This is a genomic window from Streptomyces sp. NPDC126503 (assembly GCF_040302405.1).
GTDB classification, from domain to species: domain Bacteria; phylum Actinomycetota; class Actinomycetes; order Streptomycetales; family Streptomycetaceae; genus Streptomyces; species Streptomyces gulbargensis.
Genome location: NZ_JBEORS010000008.1, coordinates 54,549 through 75,254, shown reverse-complemented (window position 1 = coordinate 75,254; position 20,706 = coordinate 54,549). Strand labels below are relative to the sequence as shown.

Annotated in this window: 23 protein-coding genes; 17 read left to right on the top strand and 6 right to left on the bottom strand. The window is 70.8% G+C overall.

Annotation, left to right across the window (positions count from 1 at the left end):
• Positions 1-89: 89 nt before the first annotated feature.
• The 4 genes from fusA to ABTY40_RS13140 all read right to left on the bottom strand — a co-directional run bounded on the left by fusA (position 90) and on the right by ABTY40_RS13140 (position 4,102).
• The gene (gene fusA, locus ABTY40_RS13155) at positions 90-2,216 is read right to left on the bottom strand and encodes an elongation factor G (protein ID WP_345278550.1); all 2,127 of its coding nucleotides are present in this window, start codon (positions 2,214-2,216) and stop codon (positions 90-92) included.
• Positions 2,217-2,255: 39 nt separating this feature from the next.
• Positions 2,256-2,726, bottom strand: a complete 471-nt coding sequence (gene rpsG / locus ABTY40_RS13150; RefSeq protein WP_309056232.1) for a 30S ribosomal protein S7 — start codon at positions 2,724-2,726, stop codon at positions 2,256-2,258.
• Between the two features lie 2 nt (positions 2,727-2,728).
• Positions 2,729-3,100, bottom strand: a complete 372-nt coding sequence (gene rpsL, locus ABTY40_RS13145; protein ID WP_003948652.1) for a 30S ribosomal protein S12 — start codon at positions 3,098-3,100, stop codon at positions 2,729-2,731.
• A 552-nt stretch (positions 3,101-3,652) separates the two neighbouring features.
• Complete coding sequence (locus ABTY40_RS13140) at positions 3,653-4,102, bottom strand: helix-turn-helix domain-containing protein (RefSeq protein WP_352059606.1); 450 nt, start codon at positions 4,100-4,102, stop codon at positions 3,653-3,655.
• 244 nt (positions 4,103-4,346) lie between these two features.
• On the opposite strand from ABTY40_RS13140, the gene ABTY40_RS13135 reads away from it, so the two are divergent.
• The 3 genes from ABTY40_RS13135 to ABTY40_RS13125 all read left to right on the top strand — a co-directional run bounded on the left by ABTY40_RS13135 (position 4,347) and on the right by ABTY40_RS13125 (position 5,633).
• Positions 4,347-4,628 (top strand): WhiB family transcriptional regulator, encoded by a 282-nt coding sequence (locus tag ABTY40_RS13135; protein WP_345278552.1) that lies wholly within the window; start codon positions 4,347-4,349, stop codon positions 4,626-4,628.
• 97 nt (positions 4,629-4,725) lie between these two features.
• Entirely contained in the window at positions 4,726-5,427 is a 702-nt protein-coding gene (locus ABTY40_RS13130) for a hypothetical protein (RefSeq protein ID WP_352059750.1), read from the top strand.
• Positions 5,421-5,633, top strand: coding sequence for a MerR family transcriptional regulator (locus ABTY40_RS13125; protein ID WP_309055025.1), 213 nt, complete (start codon positions 5,421-5,423; stop codon positions 5,631-5,633). Before ABTY40_RS13130 ends, ABTY40_RS13125 begins: the two co-directional genes overlap by 7 nt.
• A gap of 67 nt (positions 5,634-5,700) precedes the next feature.
• Here ABTY40_RS13125 and ABTY40_RS13120 read toward each other — a convergent pair whose 3' ends face one another.
• Positions 5,701-6,717, bottom strand: a complete 1,017-nt coding sequence (locus tag ABTY40_RS13120) for an ATP-grasp domain-containing protein (protein ID WP_352059605.1) — start codon at positions 6,715-6,717, stop codon at positions 5,701-5,703.
• A 340-nt stretch (positions 6,718-7,057) separates the two neighbouring features.
• Between ABTY40_RS13120 and ABTY40_RS13115 the strand changes: the two genes are divergently transcribed.
• The 4 genes from ABTY40_RS13115 to ABTY40_RS13100 all read left to right on the top strand — a co-directional run bounded on the left by ABTY40_RS13115 (position 7,058) and on the right by ABTY40_RS13100 (position 8,986).
• Positions 7,058-7,465, top strand: a complete 408-nt coding sequence (locus ABTY40_RS13115) for a phage tail termination protein (protein WP_345278554.1) — start codon at positions 7,058-7,060, stop codon at positions 7,463-7,465.
• Positions 7,466-7,582: 117 nt separating this feature from the next.
• Complete coding sequence (locus ABTY40_RS13110; protein WP_352059604.1) at positions 7,583-8,182, top strand: phage tail tube protein; 600 nt, start codon at positions 7,583-7,585, stop codon at positions 8,180-8,182.
• 97 nt (positions 8,183-8,279) lie between these two features.
• On the top strand, positions 8,280-8,570 hold the full coding sequence (locus ABTY40_RS13105; protein ID WP_352059603.1) for a hypothetical protein: 291 nt from the start codon (positions 8,280-8,282) through the stop codon (positions 8,568-8,570).
• 116 nt (positions 8,571-8,686) lie between these two features.
• Complete coding sequence (locus ABTY40_RS13100) at positions 8,687-8,986, top strand: hypothetical protein (RefSeq protein ID WP_502990562.1); 300 nt, start codon at positions 8,687-8,689, stop codon at positions 8,984-8,986.
• A gap of 32 nt (positions 8,987-9,018) precedes the next feature.
• On the opposite strand, the gene ABTY40_RS13095 is transcribed toward ABTY40_RS13100, so the two are convergent.
• The gene (locus ABTY40_RS13095) at positions 9,019-9,945 is read right to left on the bottom strand and encodes a hypothetical protein (RefSeq protein WP_352059602.1); all 927 of its coding nucleotides are present in this window, start codon (positions 9,943-9,945) and stop codon (positions 9,019-9,021) included.
• A gap of 303 nt (positions 9,946-10,248) precedes the next feature.
• On the opposite strand from ABTY40_RS13095, the gene ABTY40_RS13090 reads away from it, so the two are divergent.
• The 10 genes from ABTY40_RS13090 to ABTY40_RS13045 all read left to right on the top strand — a co-directional run bounded on the left by ABTY40_RS13090 (position 10,249) and on the right by ABTY40_RS13045 (position 20,683).
• A complete protein-coding gene (locus tag ABTY40_RS13090; RefSeq protein ID WP_352059601.1) occupies positions 10,249-10,461 on the top strand; it encodes a hypothetical protein in 213 nt (70 codons plus the stop codon).
• A 95-nt stretch (positions 10,462-10,556) separates the two neighbouring features.
• Positions 10,557-11,567, top strand: a complete 1,011-nt coding sequence (locus ABTY40_RS13085) for a hypothetical protein (protein WP_352059600.1) — start codon at positions 10,557-10,559, stop codon at positions 11,565-11,567.
• 28 nt (positions 11,568-11,595) lie between these two features.
• Complete coding sequence (locus tag ABTY40_RS13080) at positions 11,596-12,804, top strand: phage tail protein (RefSeq protein WP_352059599.1); 1,209 nt, start codon at positions 11,596-11,598, stop codon at positions 12,802-12,804.
• A complete protein-coding gene (locus tag ABTY40_RS13075; RefSeq protein WP_352059598.1) occupies positions 12,801-14,108 on the top strand; it encodes a phage tail tape measure protein in 1,308 nt (435 codons plus the stop codon). The genes ABTY40_RS13080 and ABTY40_RS13075 overlap by 4 nt, the downstream gene beginning before the upstream one ends.
• Positions 14,109-14,183: 75 nt before the next feature.
• Positions 14,184-15,107 (top strand): phage distal tail protein, encoded by a 924-nt coding sequence (locus tag ABTY40_RS13070; protein ID WP_352059597.1) that lies wholly within the window; start codon positions 14,184-14,186, stop codon positions 15,105-15,107.
• Between the two features lie 223 nt (positions 15,108-15,330).
• Positions 15,331-16,521, top strand: a complete 1,191-nt coding sequence (locus ABTY40_RS13065) for a hypothetical protein (protein WP_352059596.1) — start codon at positions 15,331-15,333, stop codon at positions 16,519-16,521.
• A 43-nt stretch (positions 16,522-16,564) separates the two neighbouring features.
• On the top strand, positions 16,565-17,758 hold the full coding sequence (locus ABTY40_RS13060; protein WP_352059595.1) for a hypothetical protein: 1,194 nt from the start codon (positions 16,565-16,567) through the stop codon (positions 17,756-17,758).
• A 26-nt stretch (positions 17,759-17,784) separates the two neighbouring features.
• Complete coding sequence (locus ABTY40_RS13055; RefSeq protein ID WP_352059594.1) at positions 17,785-18,921, top strand: hypothetical protein; 1,137 nt, start codon at positions 17,785-17,787, stop codon at positions 18,919-18,921.
• A gap of 11 nt (positions 18,922-18,932) precedes the next feature.
• Positions 18,933-20,039, top strand: a complete 1,107-nt coding sequence (locus tag ABTY40_RS13050) for a hypothetical protein (RefSeq protein WP_352059593.1) — start codon at positions 18,933-18,935, stop codon at positions 20,037-20,039.
• Entirely contained in the window at positions 20,039-20,683 is a 645-nt protein-coding gene (locus ABTY40_RS13045; protein WP_352059592.1) for a hypothetical protein, read from the top strand. The genes ABTY40_RS13050 and ABTY40_RS13045 overlap by 1 nt, the downstream gene beginning before the upstream one ends.
• The last annotated feature ends 23 nt before the right edge of the window (positions 20,684-20,706 follow it).

Genomic DNA, 20,706 nt, shown 5'->3' with positions numbered 1-20,706 from the left:
GGGAAGCCAGTAGCCGGGGCCCGGTTCCTCGGGTTACGGGGTTGGAGCCCCGGCGACTGGGTCAAGCCTAAAGCGTGTACTCGGGAGAGTTACTCGCCCTTGGCCTTCGCGATGATCTCCTCGGCGACGTTCCGGGGAACCTCGGCGTAGGAGTCGAACTGCATCGAGTAGCTTGCGCGACCCGAGGTCTTGCTGCGGAGGTCTCCGACGTAGCCGAACATCTCCGAGAGGGGCACGAGGCCCTTCACGACGCGAGCGCCGCTGCGCTCCTCCATGGCCTGGATCTGGCCACGGCGGGAGTTGATGTCACCGATGACTTCGCCCATGTAGTCCTCGGGCGTGACGACCTCGACGGCCATCATCGGCTCAAGGATGACGGGCGAAGCCTTGCGCGCGGCCTCCTTGAAGGCCTGCGAGCCGGCGATCTTGAAGGCGAGCTCGGAGGAGTCGACCTCGTGGTACGCACCGTCGTGCAGGATCACACGCACACCGGTCATCTCGTAACCGGCGAGGATGCCGAACTGCATGGCCTCCTGCGCACCCGCGTCCACCGAGGGGATGTACTCCTTGGGGATGCGGCCACCGGTGACCTTGTTGACGAACTCGTACGAGGCGTCGCCCTCGGTGATCGGCTCGATGCCGATCTGGACCTTGGCGAACTGACCCGTACCACCGGTCTGCTTCTTGTGCGTGAAGTCGACGCGCTCGACGGCCTTGCGGATCGTCTCACGGTAGGCGACCTGCGGCTTACCGACGTTCGCCTCGACCTTGAACTCGCGACGCATGCGGTCGACGAGGACGTCGAGGTGAAGCTCGCCCATACCACCGATGATGGTCTGGCCGGTCTCCTCGTCCGAGTGGACCTGGAAGGAGGGGTCCTCCTCCGCGAGACGCTGGATGGCGACACCCAGCTTCTCCTGGTCACCCTTGGACTTGGGCTCGATGGCGACCTGGATGACCGGGGCCGGGAAGTCCATGGACTCCAGGATGACCGGGGCCTTCTCGTCGCACAGCGTCTCACCGGTGGTGGTCTGCTTCAGGCCCATGACGGCGACGATGTCACCGGCGCCCACCGAGTCGATCTCCTCACGCTTGTTCGCGTGCATGCGGTAGATCTTGCCGATGCGCTCCTTCTTGCCCTTGACGGAGTTCAGCACCGCGGTGCCGGCGTCCAGGCGACCCGAGTAGACCCGGATGAAGGTGAGCTTGCCGAGGTGCGGGTCGCTCGCGATCTTGAACGCGAGGGCGGCCAGCGGCTCCTCGTCGGACGGCTTGCGGCGGACGACCTCCTCCGGGTCCTTCACGTCGTGGCCCTCGATGGCCTCGACGTCCAGGGGGGAGGGGAGGTAGCGCACGACCGCGTCGAGCAGGGGCTGGACACCCTTGTTCTTGAACGCGGTGCCACAGAACACCGGGGTGACCGTGGTCTCGCCGCCCTTGCCGGAGGCGATGGTGATGCGACGGATCGCGGCGTAGAGCTGCTCCTCGGTGGGCTCCTGGCCCTCGAGGAAGAGCTCCATGACCTCTTCGTCGTTCTCGGCGACGGCCTCGACGAGCTTGCCGCGCCACTCCTCGGCCAGCTCGGTGTGCGTGGCCGGGATGTCGACGACGTCGTACATCTCACCCTTGGTGGCCTCGGCGGACCAGACAAGAGCCTTCATGCGGACGAGGTCGACGACGCCCTGGAAGTCGGCCTCGGCACCGATCGGGAGCTGCATGACGATCGGGGTCGCGCCGAGGCGGTCCACGATCATGTCGACGCAGCGGAAGAACTCGGCACCGGTCCGGTCGAGCTTGTTGACGAAGCAGATGCGCGGAACGCCGTAACGGTCCGCCTGACGCCAGACGGTCTCGGACTGGGGCTCGACACCGGCCACACCGTCGAACACGGTGACCGCACCGTCGAGCACGCGCAGCGAACGCTCCACCTCGACGGTGAAGTCGACGTGGCCCGGCGTGTCGATGATGTTGATCGTGTGGTCGACGTTCTCGAGCGGCCAGTGGCAGGTGGTGGCAGCGGACGTGATCGTGATGCCACGCTCCTGCTCCTGCTCCATCCAGTCCATCGTGGCAGCGCCGTCGTGGACCTCACCGATCTTGTACGAAACGCCGGTGTAGAACAGGATCCGCTCGGTGGTGGTCGTCTTGCCCGCGTCGATGTGGGCCATGATGCCGATGTTGCGCACCTTGGCCAGGTCAAGCGAAGTGGTAGCCATAAGGCTTCAGTCTTCTCTCGGTCTCGATGTGGGTTGCGACTACCAGCGGTAGTGCGCGAAGGCCTTGTTGGACTCGGCCATCTTGTGCGTGTCCTCACGCTTCTTGACCGAAGCGCCGAGGCCGTTCGAGGCGTCCAGCAGCTCGTTCATGAGGCGCTCGGTCATGGTCTTCTCGCGGCGGGCGCGGGAGTACCCGACGAGCCAGCGCAGCGCGAGCGTGGAGGCGCGACCGGGCTTGACCTCGATCGGCACCTGGTAGGTGGCACCACCGACACGGCGGGACTTGACCTCGAGAGCCGGCTTGACGTTCTCAAGAGCGCGCTTCAGCGTGATGACCGGGTCCTGGCCGGTCTTCTCGCGGAGGCCCTCCATGGCGCCGTAGACGATGCGCTCGGCGGTGGAGCGCTTGCCGTCCAGCAGGATCTTGTTGATCAGGGAGGTGACAAGAGGAGAGCTGTAGACCGGGTCGATGATGACCGGGCGCTTCGGGGCGGGGCCCTTACGAGGCATTCTTACTTCTCCTTCTTGGCGCCGTAGCGGCTGCGGGCCTGCTTGCGGTTCTTGACGCCCTGGGTGTCAAGGGAGCCGCGGATGATCTTGTAGCGAACACCCGGCAGGTCCTTCACACGGCCACCACGCACGAGCACGATCGAGTGCTCCTGCAGGTTGTGTCCCTCACCCGGGATGTAGGCCGTGACCTCGATGCCGGAGGTCAGACGCACACGCGCGACCTTCCGCAGCGCCGAGTTCGGCTTCTTCGGGGTGGTCGTGAACACACGCGTGCAGACGCCGCGGCGCTGAGGGGAACCCTCGAGTGCGGGCGTCTTGTTCTTCTCGACCTTGTCCTGCCGGCCCTTGCGGACCAGCTGCTGGATCGTAGGCACTACTTCTCCGGTTTCTGTGTGCCGTAAGTAAAACTAACCTGGAACAGTCACCGACCCACGCGGTCGGGTGTGTCGGATCGCGCGGACCTCCGCCAGGGGCGGAAAAGGCGCGGATCGCGGTGGCCCTGTCGCGGACTCGCCGTGCGGCTGAGGACACGCACACGAGCCCAGGCACACCCCAGGCACAAGGCATGAGCGTACCTATCGCACGGACTCCGGTCAAAACAAATGCACCAGGCCCGGCCGCCCGCGGGCCCACCCCGCCGGCGGCCGGTCCCCCGGCCGTACCGTCCCCTCCGCCCTCACACGTACGGAGGAGTCCCCCGGCACCCGGTACGGCGCGGCCACCGGCGCCCGGCCGGGCCCTCCTCCGCCCGCGGGCCCGGGTACGCCGGCGCCCCGCCGGGCCGCTCGGCCAACCCGGCGGCGTGCGGGCGGAGTTGCCCGTCGGCGGCGCGGGGCCGCGGGTCCGGCGGACGGGATGCGGGAGGCGCGGGAACGGCCCCGGGGGTGGTCCGTGCGGACCGGCCCCGGGGCCGGTCCGGGCCGGAGTCAGTCGCGTGCGGTACGCCGCGCTTCCGTGGCGGCGGTCTCCTCCGCGTCGTCGGGCTCGGGTTCCAGGAACTGGTTGACGACCTTGACGAAGACGCCGAGGCGCTCGTCGGGCACGCCCAGCCAGCGGGCGAAGTCCTCCATGGTCGGCTGCCAGTCGTTCGGCGGCAGGAGGTCCGCGGCGAGCGGCAGCTCCTCGGGCGTGACGCGCCCGGACCGGATCAGCATGTCGCGCACGGAGACGCCGAGCAGCGGCGCGATGCGCCGCATGGTCTCCAGGTCGGGCATGCTCTGGCGCTGCAGCAGACGGGTCACGGCGGCGCGGTGCACCCCCGCCTCGTCCGCGATCCGGGACTTGCCGCCACCGCGCGGGCTGTCGATGTCGTAGCCGCGCTGTCTCATCAGGCCTTCGACCCAGCCTGCGAATTCGTCGAGCCCTTGAGTGCTCATGTTTTACCGCTCCCTCACTCCCCACCCTCCGGGCCCCTTACTTTAGCGTGCTTGCGCGCACGGAATTACGTGCTTTCGGGCACGCAATCGTGGCAATTCGATGGAGGGCTCTCCACAGAGCTAGTTGCGAGCTCGCACGCAACATGTCACGCTGGCTCGCCGCCGCACTTGTCGGCCCCCCGAGACCTGGGGCCGCCCCGGCCCGCTGGACACTCCGGTGGGCCTCGGACCGTGGAGAACCGTCTTGTTCCAGCCCGACCCAACCCCCTGGCAGGCCTCCGCCGCGTGCGCCGGCCTCTCCCCGTCCGTCGTCTTCGCCCGCCGCGCCAAGGAGGCGGCCCCCGCCCTGCGCGCCTGTGCCGGCTGCCCCGTCCGCCGTGAGTGCGAGGCCGCGGTCGCCCCGGCCGAGAGTTACTTCGACGGCGTCTGCGCCGGCCGCCTCTGGCGCAACGGGCGCCCGGCGGACGCGCACCGCGTGGCGAAGGCGGTCGCGCTCGCCCTCCCCGGGGGCGGCCGCCGTGGCTGACCGCTTCGACCCCGCCGCCCCGGCCACCGCTCCCCGTTCCGGCGAGGCCCCCGCTCCCCGTTCCGGCGCGGCGGACGGGCCCGCCGCCGAGGGTGTCCTGCGGGACATCACGCTGTGGACCGCCTCGCTCGTACGGCAGTTCCCCGAGCTCACCGAGGAGCTCGCGCCCGGCCGCCCGGGCCCCGGCGGCGCGCCGCAGCACGCGCCGCGCCCCGGGCGCGACGAACAGATCCGCGAGGAGCGGCGCGAGGCGCTGCTCCTCGAACAGCGGCACGGGCTCGTCGTCCCCGGCCACGGCGCCGCCCCCATCCGCCTGCACGTCTCCGACGCCATCCGTGACATCACCGACGGCGTGGTGGAGCTGGAGGAGGCGGTCTGCGCCCGCCTCACCCTCCCCCGCCCGCGCCGGGCCGGGGTGATCGAACGGCTGCGCCGGATCGTGGGGCTGCTCGACGAGATCGCCGCCCATCCGGTGCTCGCCCGGCACGTCCGGGACGAGATCCGGCGGATGGCCCGCCGCTGCGCCCGGACGCTCGGCGACGCGGAGACGATCGTCCGGGTCCGGGGCCGCTGCCCCTGGTGCGACTCGGTCTCGCTGCGGGCCTTCCCGGACCGGCGGGCGGTGCTGTGCGTCAACCCGGCGTGCGTGTGCACGGACGCGGCCTGCGGCTGCCAGGACGACCCGGCGTACCGGCACCTGTGGCCGGAGGAGCAGTGGCAGGAGCTCGCCGAGGCCTCGGGCGCCCGCCCCGAGGAGATCGCGGCGGCGATGGACGACACGAAGGAGACCTCATGCTGAGCTCGCCCCACCTGCCCGCCCTGCCCGCGCTGATCCCGGGCCCGCTCGCCGCCGAGGAGGCGGGGGTCGCCCCCGCGACGATCCGCAAGTGGGTGCAGCTGGGCCACCTGCGGGCCGCGGGCAAGGCCGGCCGGGCGCAGCTGTTCCGCCTGGAGGACGTGTTCGCGGCGGAGCGGGCGGCCCGCCGCCGGAGCCGTACCGCCTGACCACCGCCCGCACCCCGCTGTCCCCGGCGCGCCCCGTCCCTCCCTTCCGGAGGGACGGGGCGCTTCGTCATGCCGCGAGGAAGGCGTGGAGCGAACGGGCCAGGGTCTCGGCGAAGCGGGCGCGGACCGGCTCGGTGACGCGGTCGAGGGACAGGTAGGGGTTGAGGTCCTCCAGCTCGACCAGGAGCAGTTCGCCCTCGCGGGTGCGGCAGGCGTCGACCCGCTGGACGCCGTGGCGGAGGGTGTTCCAGTCGATGAAGCGGCGGGCGAAGGCGAGGTCGGCCGCGGTGGGCTCGTACGGCTCCAGGACCCAGCGGTGCTCGGGGTCCGGGGCGTACAGCGCGTACTGGAACCGGTCGTCGACGAAGTAGAAGGACACCTCGTGGCGGAAGTCGACGCGCGGCTGGACGAGGAGGTCCCCGGCGGCGGCGAGGGCGGGGAGTTCCTCGTGCGGGACGAAGCGCAGCCCCAGGGAGTCGGCGCCGGCCTTCGGCTTGACCACGTACTGCCCGGCGGCGGGGAGGAGGTGCAGGTCCTCGGGGCGGTCGACGGTGGGGATGACGGGGTACCCGGCGGCGGTGAGGTCCAGGAGGTACTGCTTGCCCGCCATGTCGCCGCGGCCGTGGAGCGGGTTGTAGACGCGGGTGCCGAGGGCGGCGGCGCGCTCGCGGAAGGCCTCGTACTCCCGCTGGTAGGGGAGGACGGGGCCGCTGTTGCGGACGACGACCGCGTCGAAGGAGTCCATGAGGGCGGCGGCGTCGAGCGGGTGGCAGAGGGCCAGGTCGAAGCCGGCGCGGCGCAGGCGGGCGGTGAGGTCGACGTCCTCGTCTCCGTAGCGGCGGCCGCGGGCGGGATAGGCGAGGTCCGTGACGTAGAGGAGGCGGGGGCGGCGCGAGGGGGCGGCCGCGGGGAGGCGGTGTGCGGGGGCGGGTCCCGCGCCGGAGGCGGAGGTGGGGCCGGGCGCGGGGGCGGGTCCCGCGCCGGAGGCGGAGGTGGGGCCGGGCGCGGGCGCGGGCCTTCCGGCCGGAGCGGGCCGTGCGGCGGGGGCCGGTGCGGGGCCGGAAGGGGGCGGATCGGCGGTCATGGGGGCTCCCTCGGTCGAGTGGCGGCCAACCTATCGAGCCGCTGACGTGCGGGTTCGCGGACCCTCACCGAACTAGTTGCGTGCGCGCACGCTCTCTGTCACAGTTGGTGCAGCGGCGGAGCTGTGCCCGCGAGACGGGCCGCGGCTCCGCCGCTGGCCGTCCGGGAGCGCGTCCGCGCCCTCCCCCTTCCCGCCGGAGCGCCCCGGACGGCGGCCGCCGCACCGCACTCCTCCCCCGCCCCGCCCACCGGGTGCGGGGGGACGGGGCGCGAACGGCCCTTCGCACCACCGCGCACCACGCCTCACCCCGTCCGCCCTCCCCCTCCCGAGGAGAACCGTCATGACCACTCCCCCGAGTGCTTTCCCAGACGTCGAGAAGCTGGTCGTCGACGTCCTCAAGGCCGACCCGGCCCTGGCCGGCGCGACCATCGCGGTCCAGGCGCCGGCCGGCTTCGACGGCACGCAGAGCGCCGTCCTGGTGAACCGCCGCGGCGGCGCCTGGATCGGTGACCAGCACGTCGACATGCCACTGATCGAGTTCGAGGTGTACGGGCCGACCAAGAACGCGGCCCACGTCCTCGCCAACGCCGCCCGCCGGGCGCTGCTCGCCACCATCGGCAAGAAGGTCGGCGTGAACTTCATCAGCGACGTCGAGGAGCAGGACGGGCCGCGCTGGCTGCCCGACTACGTCTACCGGGGCGCCAACCGCTACCTCTGCGTGATCCGCCTCTCCGTGAGCGTCTTCTAGCCCCTCGGGCGCTCCCCCACAGACCAGGCCTCGCCGTCCGGCGGGGCCTTTGCCGTACCCGGGCAGGACGCCCGGGGCGGTGCTCTCCCACACCCTCTCACCAAGGAGAAACCCACCATGGCAGGAAACAACTCGGCCGAGATCCGCGTCGCCGGCGTCGGCAAGCTCTTCGTCGCCAAGGCCGACACCGCCGTCCCGAGCTTCGGCACCGACTCCGCGACCGACTGGAAGGACTGGACCGACCTCGGTTACACCACCGGTGACGGTGTCACCTTCTCCAAGAAGGACAAGCTGGAGGCCATCGACGCCTGGCAGTCGGTCTCCCCGGTCCACTACATCTACTCGGCCCGTGACCTCTCGCTGAAGTTCGCCATGCTCCAGTTCAACGAGGACACGCTCCCGTTCTTCATGGGCGGCGGCAAGGTCGCGCCCGAGCCGGCCACGTCGACGGAGGTCTTCAAGTACGAGATCGCCGAGCGTCCGTTCGCGGACGTGCGCGCCCTCGGCCTGGAGTTCACCGACACCAAGGCCGGCGGCACCGCGGTCACGTACCGCTTCGTGATCCCGCGCGGCCAGGTCACCGCCTCGGACGACATCAAGCTGGCCCGGAAGGCGGCGTCCACCCTGGGCATCACCTTCTCCGCCATGTCCGCCGGCACGGGCAAGCCGCTGGCCACCTTCCTCATGAAGGACAGCCAGTACGGCGCGGCCGTCTGATCCGGCTCCACCGGGGCGGGACGGCACCCCGCCGTCCCGCCCCACCCCTCTCCTCATTCATCCACGCGAACCACGCGAACAAGGAGTACGCATCACCATGGCCCGTTTCGACGTCAACGCAGCCCGCGCCCAGCGCCAGGAGGCCCACGGCCGCAAGTGGTCCTTCGAGCTGGACGGCGAGACCTACACCCTTCCCACCGAGCTGAGCCGCGCCACCGCGAAGGCGCTGCGCAAGCTCGACGACAACGACGTGGACGGCCTGCTCGCACTCCTGATGGGTGAGGAGCAGTTCAACCGCTTCGAGCAGCACGACGTCACGATGCAGGACATCGCCGCCATCCTGGAGGCCTACGGCAAGGAGACCGGGCTCGGCCTGGGGGAAGACTGAGCCTCGTCGAGTTCGTCGACGAACACGCCGAGGCCCTCGAGGCGGATCTCCTCCGCTACTACGCCACCGACCTCCTCGACTGGCACCGCGGTGAGCTCTCGAGCCGCCGGCTCCTGGTGCTGATCAAGGCCCTGCCGCGGGAGAGCGCGCTCCACCGCGAGCTGCACGGGGAGTCGGCGGAGTGGTCGATCACCGATCACCTCCTCGCCGCGGCGGTGGATCACCTGGCCGTCGCCAACTGGATGTTCCAGTGCGTCAACGGCGCCGAGGACGGCGACCAGCCCGATCCCCCGAAACCGGTGCCCCGTCCGGGCGTCGACGACGAGGACGAGGAAACCGAAGGACAGGACGGCGACGCGTCGTCGGGCGAGGCCCCCGAGGTCTCGCCGCATCAGCTCGCCCGGTTCTTCGGCTGACAGCCCCCCACGGCCCCCGGAGGCCGTTCCCGTCAGGGAGCGGACTCCGGGGGCGCTTCCTGTGCTCGCCCGGCGGCCAGGTCCTCCTCCAGGGCCCTGGCCCGGTCCGACAGCCGCCGCCCCTTGCCGCCGCGTCCCTCCGGGTCACCCGGCTCGGAAGCACGGCGCTCGCCGGCGGAGCCCGTCTGTCCGGGCACCCCGGCGAGCGGCGGGACGATCGGTCGGCCGCCCTTGCGGCGGGCGACCCTGCGGACCGGCTGAACGTTCCTGCGGGCCCGGCTCTCCTGGGCGGTCAGCAGGACGTCCGGTTCGGCGTCGTGTTCGGGCCCGGTGGCGTGCTCGGGTTCGGGCTCGGGCCGGTCGGGCCTCCGGTCGGGCCGGACCGGGCGCTCGGAACTGTCCGTTCGGCCGGCTTGATCGGCTTGATCGGCCTGCTCGGCCGGACCGACGTTTTCCGGCCAATCTGCTGGTTCCGTTCGATCGGACGGCTCGGAAGGCGTCGACGGCTCGATCCGTTCGCTTCTCCGTTCGAACATCTCGCGCTCCCTGCGGACGCGCTCCTCGGCCTCGACGACGGCGGCCGGCGGTTCGAGGAGGCGGGCGAAGGGCAGCGCGATGATCCGGGCGCCGTCCTGTCCGCTCTCGCCGGCGCGGCGCGGCGGCCGGCGGATTCCACGCGCGTCACCCTGACCCTGCGCGTAGGCGTCGGCGACGCGTTTCTCGTACTCCCTTCGGATACGCGGGAGTTCGTCGGACACGGCCTCGGCCCAGCCGGAGGTGAAGGCGGTGGTCTCACGCCGGTCGATCTCGGACCGGGGCAGGACGACGAGGTCCTCGGGGTCGTATCCATGGACGTGCACGAGCTCGGAGAGGCGTGCGAAGAGGTGGGGCAGGTCGGGGTGGGACGCCAGCCAGTCGATGACTCGCTCCCGCCGGTTCGCTCCCGGCTCCGTGTCCATGCGTCGATGCTGCCTTCCAGCCCCCTGGGGTCCCCACGCGCCCCTCGCGCCCCTCGCCCCCTGACTGTGTCAGGTCAAGGGAACGCGCCGTCCAGGGTACCCCGTCGAACAGAAGCTCCGATCGGGTGCCAACACCTGCGGACAACCAGCCAGAAGACACGCCGTCAGACGTTTCCCGCTCGACAAACACCGAACAGGTGTTCCACACTCTGTTCGCACAGTAGTTCGAACACGTGGTGCCCCCGCTCCTCACTCCGCGGCGCCGCCACACACGCACGGGCAAGCAACGGAAGGCAGGCGTCCATGACTCAGGCAGGGGCATCGCGACCGCACATCCCGCTCCAGGACCGCCTCCGCCAGCTCCTCGACGGACCCGTCGCCCTCGACAAGAGAGCGTTGCTCGGCACGCTGTACGCCGAGGTCTCCCGTTACGAGACCCTCGCGTACGCCGCCGGCTGGAACGACGCCCTCGCGACGACCGCGCGGCGCGGCGCCCGCCAGGACGAGGACGCGTAGCCGCCGCGCTGCCCCAGACGAACGAGCCCCTGCCGAGGTTTCACCGGCGGGGGCTTTTCGGCGCTTGGCCCGTACGGGCCGGAAGCGGAGCAACCATGAGCGACGAGATCAAAGACCTCATCAAGGACATCGCCGCCCTGAAGAAGGCGCTCCTTGAGAAGAACACCGAGGAGAAAAAGGAAACGTTCACCTACCAGGGTGATCACGAGGGGAAGACGGACGCGGAAAAAAAGGGCAGAAGCGTCACGACCCATCTGTCCGACCTGAAGAGGGCCCTCATCGCGGTCGACCCCAAGATCGTCACAGAGAACATGCTGCCGTTCAACTTCACCGAACGGTTCAAGACCATGTACGAGGAGCTCCAGAAGGAACCGTGGACGGAGTACCTGGAGGCCATGGGTCTCGACGGGTTCGCCGCCGCGTACGAGAAGAAGCAGGAGGGAGAGAGCGCCTGGAAAGACTGGCTCCTCTCAGCCATCACCGGCATCTTCATTCCCATGCTGGGCGCCGTGCTCGCCTTGATGTTCCTGACGAACTTCAAGCTGTTCCAGCGCTTTCTGCAGAAGGTTCTCTTCAACTGGATACTCGGCTGGATCCCCAGGCTCGGCCCCTACCTCCGCGACAAGATCTTCGCGATGGAGCCCGACAGCCGGTTCCCCAAGCTCCAGCCGACCCAGGAAGTCACGGACCGGGAGGCAGCCGTCGGAGCGGGCGTGACTCTCACCAACCCGCCGGACCCGACCACCTTCGACGCGCTCAAGCAGGCCCTCGGAGACATCAACCGCCGGATCATCAACTTCAACAAGGCCGTCGCCAAGATGAAGAGCAAGGCGCAGCTCGACAAGCTGGCGACCGGCGTCGAGGCGGTGACCAAGGCGACCGACGCCGCGAAGCCCACGGACATCGAGACCCTCGCCACGGCCATCGGCAAGCTCGCCTCGTCCCAGGAGAACTTCAACCCGCGGAAGCTGCCCAAGGCCCGCGGCCTGGCGAACGCGGCGACCGAGGCCGAGCGGCTCGCGAAGGCGGGCGACGCCGTGAAGCTGGCCTTCGACAACCTCAAGGCCGCGGCCCAGGGGGCCGAGCGCGTCATCGCGGCCACCTGATCCCCCACACCCAGAAAGGAGGTAACCCATGTCTCTCGTCAGTTCCATGAAGAAGGCGTCCGACTCCCTGCGCACCCTCAAGACGCAGGCGTCCGGCGCCGGTACGTCCGTCAAGAAGGTCGGTGACGCCGGCCGTACGGCCAACGGGCAGCTCAAGAACCTCAAGAGCAGCGCCCAGGGCTCCAGCACCCAGCTCAAGAACCTGAAGACCGCCTCGGACCAGGCCGAGCGCGCCATGAAGAAGGCCGGCAACACCGCTCAGACGGCCGGCGGCAAGCTTGCCAGGTACGAGTCCGGTGCCGGCAAGGCGGCCAAGGGCCAGGACAAGCTCAACAGGTCCATGAAGGGCAACTTCCTGGTCCGTCTGCTCGAACTCTTCATGCCGCTCATCGAGGCGATCGTCGACATGGCGCTGCGCTCGAAGACGATGCAGACGGTCCTGAAGAAGGCGTTCAGCGCCATCAAGAGCGTGATCAGCTCGGTCATGAAGGCCGTCGGGCCGATCATGAAGAAGGCCGGATCGCTGATCAAGTCGGTGTGGAACGGCATCAAGAAGGCCGTCTCCACCGTCGTCAAGGCCGTGGCGACCGTCATCAAGACCTACGTGAAGGTCTGGAAGACCGTCATCACCACGGTCATGAAGGCGATCAAGAGCGTCATCAGCACCGTCTGGAACGGCATCAAGCGCGTCATCACTCCGGTGGTCAACTGGATCAAGAGCGCGATCCCGAAGGCGTTCAGCGCCGTCAAGGACAAGATGTCGTCCATCTGGAACGGCCTCAAGGACATCGCGTCCCGGGCGTTCAACGGCATCAAGAGCGGCGTCAAGACACCGATCAACGCGGTCATCTCCCTGATCAACCGGATGATCGGCGCCCTGAACCGCGTCAAGGTCAGCGTCCCGGGCTGGGTCCCGATCGTCGGCGGCAAGACCTTCGGCGTCAACCTGCCGACCATCCCCATGCTCGCCACCGGTGGCGTCGTCCTGCCCCGTACCGGCGGTGTCCCGGCGATCCTCGCCGAGGCCGGCGAGGCCGAGGCCGTCCTCCCGCTCTCCAAGCTGGACCGGCTGCTCGCCCTCACCGCCCGCCGGGCCCGCGCGGCCCAGGGCCAGGCGGCCGCCGGCGCCGGCGGCGGTCTGCACATCGAGCACTACCACGCGGCCCGCAACAGTGACCCGCACACCACCGCCGCCGCGCTCATGTACCTCGTGAAGGCGCGTGGAGCACGCGCATGAGTGCCATAGCCCTGGGGCCCGGCATACCGAACCCCTTCCGGGGAGCGGCCCCGACGATGAACTCCCTCAAACGGGGGCTCACCGACGCGGGCAACTCACTCCGCCGCTTCACCCAGGACGTCCAGCGGGCCGCCGGCGGTGTCGGCGCCTTCGCCACCGCCGCCCGTACCGCCGGTTCCACCCTCCGCACCCTCGGCCGGAACGCCGCCGGCGCCGCCACCGCCGTCACGAAGATCCGCCGGTCCACCGCCCCCGCGGGCGTCAAGCGGATCGGCACCGCCGCCGGCAAGGCCCGGACCGCGGCCCGCAGGATCGGGACCGGGGCCGGGGTCGTCGCCGGCATCCTGCTGCCGCTGCTGCCCGTCACCGACGTCATCAGTCGGATGATGGGCACCTTCGGCACCGTGATGACCGTCGCCTCGGTCGCCATGACGGGCGTCAACGTCGCCATGCGGGCCAACCCGCTCGGCTTCCTCGTCGGCCTGATCGTGCCCGTCGCGGCGTACCTGATCGAGCTGGCCGTGAACTCCGAGACGGGTCAGCGGATCATCCGGCAGGTGTTCCAGCAGGCGCTCAAGGGATTCCAGGCGGTCTGGACGTTCCTGCAGCCGGTCGTCAAGGCCATCGGCAAGGCGGTGAGCACGTACTTCAAGGCCGTCCAGACGGTCTTCAAGGGGGCGCTCAGGGTCGTCGGCTCGGCCATCGGCGGGATCTCCCGGATCGGCTCCGCCGTCCGGTCGGCCTCGAACGCGCTGCGCGGGATCGCCTCCCGCGCGTTCGACGGCATCAAGAACGCCGTCAGGCCGGTCGTCTCCTGGATCACCGACAAGATCCCCGGGTTCTTCCGCACCGCCAAGGACGCGGTGAGCAGGTCCCTGACCGGGATCGGTGACCTGATCGAGGGCGCGATGAACACCGTGCTCGGCGTCGTGAAGGGCCCGATCAACGGTCTGATCGCCTTCGCCAACTGGATCATCGACGGGCTCAACGAGCTCAGCTTCGAAATCCCGCTCACCGGCAAGAAGTTCGGCGTCGAGCTCGACAAGCTGCCGATGCTGGCCGAGGGCGGCATCGTCTCGCCCGGCACCCCGGACGACTACCGCATCGATTCCCTGTCGCAGCTGGAGAACCGGCGGGTCCCGGCCCTCACCGAGCCGCCGCCGCCACCGCACCGCGTGCGGGAGTTCCGCGAGGTGGAGGGGGCCGGCCCGCGGGCGACCGCCGAGGACCTCCTGTTCCTCATGACCGCCCACCAGCGGGTGAACACCCGGGAGCGGGCCGCCGCCCTCCGCTGGGCCTCCTGAGCGTCCCGCCGCCGCGCCCCCCACGGGGAACGACCCGCCCACCGCTGACCCCATCCGAAGTGAGGTGACGGCCCCATGGCCGAGACCACTACCCCGTACGCCGGAAACTCCTACACCGCCGACCTCGCACCCGGCTCGCTCATCACCCAGGACGGGCAGGTGCAGTGGGCCGGGCTCCTCATCGGGCCCGGCACTCCCTTCACCGTCGACAAGTCCGGCCTGGCGGGCTGGGAGGACCTGCCGGAGTACGACTCCTCCGACGCCGACCGGCCGACCTCGCACGGCGCCTGGCCGGGCGCGCGCTTCGCCAAGCCGCGCAAGATCGGCGGCACGATCGTGCTCATGCCGGAGCAGGGCGGCACGACCGAGGCCGTCCGCGCCCTGCGCCAGGCGCTCGCCCTGCTGGACGAGGAGCGCTGGCTGACCGTCCGGCTGCACGGCGAGCTGCTCACCGTCCGCGCCCGCATCGCGCAGCGCGTGGTCCCGGCCGACCAGGGCTTCGCCACCCAGGGCAGCTCGCGCATGTCGGTGCAGTGGCTGGCCTCCGACCCGCGCCGGTACGCGGTGAACGAGCAGATCTCCAGCACCACTCCCCCGCAGCCGGAGTCGGGCCTGGTCTGGCCGCTGACCTGGCCGCTGAAGTGGGGCGAGGCCAAGAGCACCGGTGACGCGGCGGTCGAGAACACCGGTTCGGCCCCGACCCACCCGGTGATCGTCTTCCGCGGCCCGTGCTCCATGCCGTCCGTCACCGAGCGGATCAGCCGGCGCCGGCTGCGGTACGCGATCGACCTGGCCGCCGGAGACGAACTGACCGTCGACACCCGTGCGGGCACGGTCATGCTGAACAACTCCGCGTCCCGGCTGCACACGGCCATGGCCGACTCCACCCCGGAGGAGCTGTTCGTCCTGGAGCCGGGCCGCACCGACCTGTCCTTCCGGCCCGAGGACGGGACGGAGCAGGCACTGATGACCGTGCGGTGGCGCAGCGCCGAGTGGTGACCCGTACGACTCGGGCCCCTGGAGTACGCCGGTGAAACGGCGCCCTCCCGCGCGCGCCGCACACCCGTGACCCGGCCCGCGCGCCGCTCCGCACCCCTCACCCCCTCACCCCGCCCCGGTGCCCCGGCCCGGCGCCCGCTCGGTGACTGCCCGTCAGTCTCCTTGCGGCGCCGGGCCGCCGCGTCCCACCGACCATCCCGAACCGTTTCGGAGAGGTGATCCCATGACCGTACGAGCCGCCTGGCTCCAGCCCACCGGCCAGACCCGCGAGGACACCCGCCTCACCCTCGCCGCCCTCCTCACCCCCAGCGGCCAGAGCCCGGACGAGACCCCGCTGCGCTCCCGCGCCGGCATCGTGCCCGGCGGCTTCGTCCTGACCGACACCTCGCCCATGCAGTGCACGATCGGCACCGGCCGCGCCATCGTGCAGGGCAAGGACACCGCCCAGGGCGCCTACCTCGTCGCCGTCACCGCGCCGGAGACGTTCACGATCGAGGACGGCGACCCGCAGTACGACCGCATCGACCTGATCGAGCTGGCGGTCGTCGACGACGCCTACGACCGCACCGGTACGACCGAGGCGGTGGTGCGCCTGGTCAAGGGCGCCCCCGACGCCACCCCCACCGTCCCGCAGAGCCCGGCCGGCAGCACGCTGCCGCTCTACACGATCCGGGTCCCCAAGGGCATCTCGGCCGGCACCGGCGGCATCGCGTGGAAGACCGGCGCCGTCACCACCCAGCACTGGCCGGCCGTCGCGCTCGGCGGCATCATGCCGACCAGCGGCTACAAGGGCGCCTACACCGGCCAGTACCGGGACGCGGCGAGCCTGCTCCAGCGCTGGGACGGCACGACCTGGGTCTCGTACCCGAAGGCCATCGGCGGCATCGCGCCCAGCGGCGCCCTGGCCACCGGCTCGTACACCGGGCAGTACCGCGACAACGCGGGCGCGCTCCAGCGCTGGGACGGTACGGCCTGGCAGTACGCCGAAGGCAAGTCGAAGATCCTCTTCAGCGCCTCGCAGACCGTGTCGCAGAGCGTCCCCGCCAACGCGTGGACGACCCTCACCCTGCAGGGCGCCGACATCGACGACGGCCCCGGCTGGAACGGCTCCACCACGTACACCGTGCCGCGCACCGGCTGGTGGCGCGTCTCCTGCCACGCCGTGTGGGCCAACGACGCGCAGACCGGCATGCGCGGGGCCCGCATCGCGGTCAACGGCGTCGGCGTCCCGCGCGCCACCTGGCTCACCCCCGCCGGCAACGGCGCGGTGGTCGTCGGCGGCCAGGCCCTGATCAAGCTCACCGCCGGCAACACGGTCACGCTGTCCGGCTACCAGACGCACACCGCGGCGGTCCGCACCCTCGGCGGCTCCGGTTACGCCTGCAACCTCTCCGCCGAGTGGATCAAGTCCTGACCTTCCTTCCGTCCCTCCCCTTCCCGTCGAACGGAGAACTCCCATGAACCTGCGCAGCAGCTGGGTCACCGAGACCGGCCAGACCCGCGAGGACACCCGCCTCACCCAGACCGGCGCGACCACGCCGGCCAACCCCGTCCAGGTCCGCTCCGGCATCTTCCCCGGCTCGTACGACGGCCGGTACCGGCTCGCCGGCTTCTGGACCTTCGGCTCCGCCGCCATGTCCGCGACCGTGTCCGAGGGCCGGGCCGTCATCCAGGGCGAGATCTCGCAGGGCGCCTACCCGGTCACCCTGCCGGCCTCCGAGGTCGTCACCTTCGCGCCCGGCCACGCCCAGTACAGCCGCAAGGACCTGCTCGTCCTCAAGATCTACGACCGGCTCTACGACACCGTCGAGCAGAACGAGGCGAAGATCGAGATCATCCAGGGCGAGGCGCGCCAGGACCCGCAGCCGCCGGCCGTCCCGCCGCGCTGCCTGCCCCTGTACGAGGTGACCGTCCCGGCCGGCGCCAGCGCGGGCACCGGCGGCATCCCCTGGGACCGGGCGCTGAAGGACCTGCGCACCCCGGTCGTCTCCCTCGGCGGCATCATCCCGGTCGAGGGCCCGGTGCTGCCGGGTGCCTACCCGGGCCAGTACCAGGACGCGGGCGGCGCCCTCCAGCGCTGGGACGGCGGCGCGTGGGTCTCGTACCCCTCGGCGATCGGCGGCATCATCCCGTCCTCGGCGTCGGGGACCACGCCGGCCACGTACACGGGCCAGTACCGGGACCACAACGGGGTGCTGCAGCGCTGGGACGGTGCGGCGTGGCGGCCGGCGTACCCGGGGCCGTACTACACCGGCTCCAACGACCACGGGTACACGACCTCGACGACGTACACCCCGGCTCTGCTGGAGACGGGCGGCACCCCGCTCGACATCGACTTCATCGCGCCGCCCTCGGGCGCCATCCTGATCAACTACGGCGCCCGGATGTGGGCCACGTCCACCACGCCCCACACCGTCGTGATGGGTCTGCGGCTCTCCCAGGCGGGTGTCGCCAAGATCACCGAGAGCGACGAGACCGCCGTCTTCTACACCGGCACCACGCCCGCCTCGATGGCTTCCATCACACGCTTCTACGGCCTGACGCCCGGCCTGACGTACACCGTCACCGGCATGTTCAAGTCCGGCACCAACACCGCCCAGATCAGGGCCAACTTCGACAACACGTTCATCACGGTCCACCCGCAGTACTGACCGGCCCCACCCGACAGGAGAAAACCATGGCACTGCGCAGTGGCTGGCTCACGCCGAACGGGCAGACCAGGGCCGCGACCCGCCTCACCGCCCACGGCGCCGTCACCCCGGCCAACCCGCTCGTCTCCCGGTCCGGCATCCTGCCCGGCACCGTCGACGGCAAGTACCGGGTCGGCGGCCTCTGGATGAGCTCGAACGGCCCGATGAGCGCGACCGTGTACGCGGGGCGGGCCGTCGTGCAGGGGACGAACGGCCAGGGCGCCTACCCCGTCACCCTCGACGCGGACACCACCGTCACCTTCGGGGACGGCGATCCGCTCAACCCGCGCATCGACCTCGTGGTCCTGCGCGTGTACGACGACGAGTTCGACCAGCAGACCCGGCACGAGGCCGTCCTGGAGGTCATCAAGGGCGAGCCGAAGGCGCAGCCCCAGACCCCGCAGGTGCCGCCGGCGTCCCTCCCGCTGTTCTCGGTGTACGTGAAGGCCGGGGCCTCGGCGGGCAGCGGCGGCATCGACTGGACGGGCGGTGCCATGACCGACCTGCGCACCACCGTCGTCGGGGTCGGCGGCATCCTGCCCGTGTACAACAACGCGGGCGTGGCCGGCGCCTACCCGGGCCAGTACCAGGACAACGACAACGCCCACTACCTCCAGCGCTGGAACGGCACCGCGTGGGTCGCGTACCCGAAGGAGATCGGCGGCATCGCGCCCAGCGGCGCGCTCTCCACGGGCGGCTACCCCGGCCAGTTCCGCGACCACAACGGTGTGCTCCAGCGCTGGAACGGCACCTCCTGGGTGAACTACCAGCCTCCGGTGGAGACGGAGTTCATCACCTCCGGGGCGACGGCGCTGACGGGCTGGACGCTGCTGTCCTTCGCGGCCCGCCGGTCGCGCGGCATCGCCACGGTGACGGTGCTCGTCACCCGCAACGGCGCCGACATCACCGCCACCAACATCGGCAACATCAACGACGAGCCGCTCGTCACCCTCCCGGCGGGCTGGCGGCCGCCCTTCGAGTACGAGGCGGCCGCCACCGACGGCTTCGCCTCCGGTGGCGCGGTCTTCTACCCCGGCGGAACGATCACGCTGCGGACCTGGACGCCGAACGCCGCCCTCCAGGCCGGCCGGCACCTCCGCGTCTCCGCCACCTACGTCCTGTAAGGGGGCCCACCATGGCACTCGACACGCCCTACCGGGCCATCTTCTGCGACCTGTTCACCGACACGACCCTCGACATCCTGCCGCTGCGGGACGTCTCCTTCGAGGACTACATCGGCCGGGCCGGCTCCCTGTCCGGCACGGTCCCCATCCCCGACCGCACGATGGCCGAGCGGGCCCACAAGATCAAGCCGGGCCGCACCACGGTCTATCTGGAGCGCGGCGGAGACCTGTGGTGGGGCGGCATCGTCTGGACCAGCACCCTCCAGGGCAGCGACCGGGGCGTGCTGTCCCTGGGCATCCAGGCGTCGACCTTCGACTCGTACGCGGCCCGCCGCCGCATCCGTACGGATCTCAAGTACACCCAGCCGACGGACCAGTTCACCATCGCCCGCACCCTGTGGTCGTCGCTCTCGGCGGGTCTCGGCTCCAGCGGCATCGAGACCGGTGACCCCGAGGCGACGTCCGGCGTGCTGCGGACCGCGTCGTGGCTGCACGGCGACGAGACCGTGTACCAGGAGGCGCTCGACCAGCTCGGCGCCCAGGAGAACGGGTTCGAGTACCAGATCTTCGTGTTCCGGGACCCGGAGGACGGCAAGCGGGTCCGCCAGCTCCGGCTCGGCTCGCCCAAGCTCCACACCGGCAGCACGGACATGGTCTTCGACCGGCCCGGCACCATCCTGTCGTACTCGCTCCCGGACGACGCCACCCGCGGCGGCACCCATGCCCTGGCCCGGGGCGCCACCACCAACACCAACGCCGCCACCACCTCGCGGCCCACGCTGTCGTCCGTCGCGACGCCGAAGAAGCCGCTGGACGACCGCTGGCCCCAGCTCGACCTGTCCTCGGACCACAACGACATCAGCGACAAGGCGACGCTGGACTCGCTGGCCCAGGCGGCCGTGGACGCGGCGGCCGGGTCCGTGCTGATCCCCGAGATCAGCATCCGGCTCGGCGGGATCGTCCCGCCGGCGCTGCTGGGCCGCACCGCCCGCATCCGCATCACCGACGAATGGCATCCGACGGGCCTCGACGCCCGCTACCGGATCGTCGGCGTCAAGGTGCGGCCGGCCGAACGCGGCCGTCCCGACACCGCCGATCTCGCACTGGAGGAACGCTGATGGCGCTGCTGCCCGAGGACATCATCGACCGGCTGATCCAGATGGAGCGCCGGATCCAGGCCCTCTCCACGGCCGTGAACGTCCGCCCGCCCCTGACCGAGGTCGTCAACGGTTCGCTGACGCTGCGCCGCCAGACGGACCCGAACGCCCCCGCCACCTCGGCCAACCTGGTCCAGATCAACACCAGCGGCCCCGACTCCACGAAGCCGGTGCTACGGGTCAACGACGCGTACGGGCACGAAGTCCTGTCGGACGACATCCTGACCGGGGGCCTGGCCCGGCCCTGGCTGGCGATGCTGCCGCCGCAGGACATGGCCTCCGCGAACTGGCCGTCGACCGGCGCGACGGCCTGGACGACGATCGCCCAGTCCCAGAACCCGATCTGGCAGCCCAAGATGCGGCTGCGCATGTACACCCGGGTCTCGGCCGCGGGCGTCACGGGCGAGATCCGGGTGATGGTCAACGGCGTCCAGTTCGGTCCGACCGTGAACGCCGGATCGGTCTTCGACCACACCGGCGCGGTCACGGCCGACATGCAGGCCGACTTCGGCAAGGACATGAACGTGGAGCTCCACGCCCGCGTCACCAGTGCCTCCGGCACCGTCTACGCGAAGCCCGTCATGATGCACGGCCGCCAGTCCTGAACCGCCCCGTTCCCCCGTAAAAC

Coding starts and splice junctions, on each gene's coding strand:
- ABTY40_RS13090 (WP_352059601.1), top strand. CDS start 10,249: ATGACTCAGGCAGGGGCATCGCGACCGCACATCCCGCTCCAGGACCGC.
- rpsG (WP_309056232.1), bottom strand. CDS start 2,726: ATGCCTCGTAAGGGCCCCGCCCCGAAGCGCCCGGTCATCATCGACCCG.
- ABTY40_RS13120 (WP_352059605.1), bottom strand. CDS start 6,717: ATGACCGCCGATCCGCCCCCTTCCGGCCCCGCACCGGCCCCCGCCGCA.
- ABTY40_RS13125 (WP_309055025.1), top strand. CDS start 5,421: ATGCTGAGCTCGCCCCACCTGCCCGCCCTGCCCGCGCTGATCCCGGGC.
- ABTY40_RS13050 (WP_352059593.1), top strand. CDS start 18,933: ATGGCACTCGACACGCCCTACCGGGCCATCTTCTGCGACCTGTTCACC.
- ABTY40_RS13045 (WP_352059592.1), top strand. CDS start 20,039: ATGGCGCTGCTGCCCGAGGACATCATCGACCGGCTGATCCAGATGGAG.
- ABTY40_RS13085 (WP_352059600.1), top strand. CDS start 10,557: ATGAGCGACGAGATCAAAGACCTCATCAAGGACATCGCCGCCCTGAAG.
- ABTY40_RS13080 (WP_352059599.1), top strand. CDS start 11,596: ATGTCTCTCGTCAGTTCCATGAAGAAGGCGTCCGACTCCCTGCGCACC.
- ABTY40_RS13095 (WP_352059602.1), bottom strand. CDS start 9,945: ATGGACACGGAGCCGGGAGCGAACCGGCGGGAGCGAGTCATCGACTGG.
- ABTY40_RS13070 (WP_352059597.1), top strand. CDS start 14,184: ATGGCCGAGACCACTACCCCGTACGCCGGAAACTCCTACACCGCCGAC.
- ABTY40_RS13055 (WP_352059594.1), top strand. CDS start 17,785: ATGGCACTGCGCAGTGGCTGGCTCACGCCGAACGGGCAGACCAGGGCC.
- ABTY40_RS13060 (WP_352059595.1), top strand. CDS start 16,565: ATGAACCTGCGCAGCAGCTGGGTCACCGAGACCGGCCAGACCCGCGAG.
- fusA (WP_345278550.1), bottom strand. CDS start 2,216: ATGGCTACCACTTCGCTTGACCTGGCCAAGGTGCGCAACATCGGCATC.
- ABTY40_RS13115 (WP_345278554.1), top strand. CDS start 7,058: ATGACCACTCCCCCGAGTGCTTTCCCAGACGTCGAGAAGCTGGTCGTC.
- ABTY40_RS13075 (WP_352059598.1), top strand. CDS start 12,801: ATGAGTGCCATAGCCCTGGGGCCCGGCATACCGAACCCCTTCCGGGGA.
- ABTY40_RS13065 (WP_352059596.1), top strand. CDS start 15,331: ATGACCGTACGAGCCGCCTGGCTCCAGCCCACCGGCCAGACCCGCGAG.
- ABTY40_RS13110 (WP_352059604.1), top strand. CDS start 7,583: ATGGCAGGAAACAACTCGGCCGAGATCCGCGTCGCCGGCGTCGGCAAG.
- ABTY40_RS13140 (WP_352059606.1), bottom strand. CDS start 4,102: ATGAGCACTCAAGGGCTCGACGAATTCGCAGGCTGGGTCGAAGGCCTG.
- ABTY40_RS13105 (WP_352059603.1), top strand. CDS start 8,280: ATGGCCCGTTTCGACGTCAACGCAGCCCGCGCCCAGCGCCAGGAGGCC.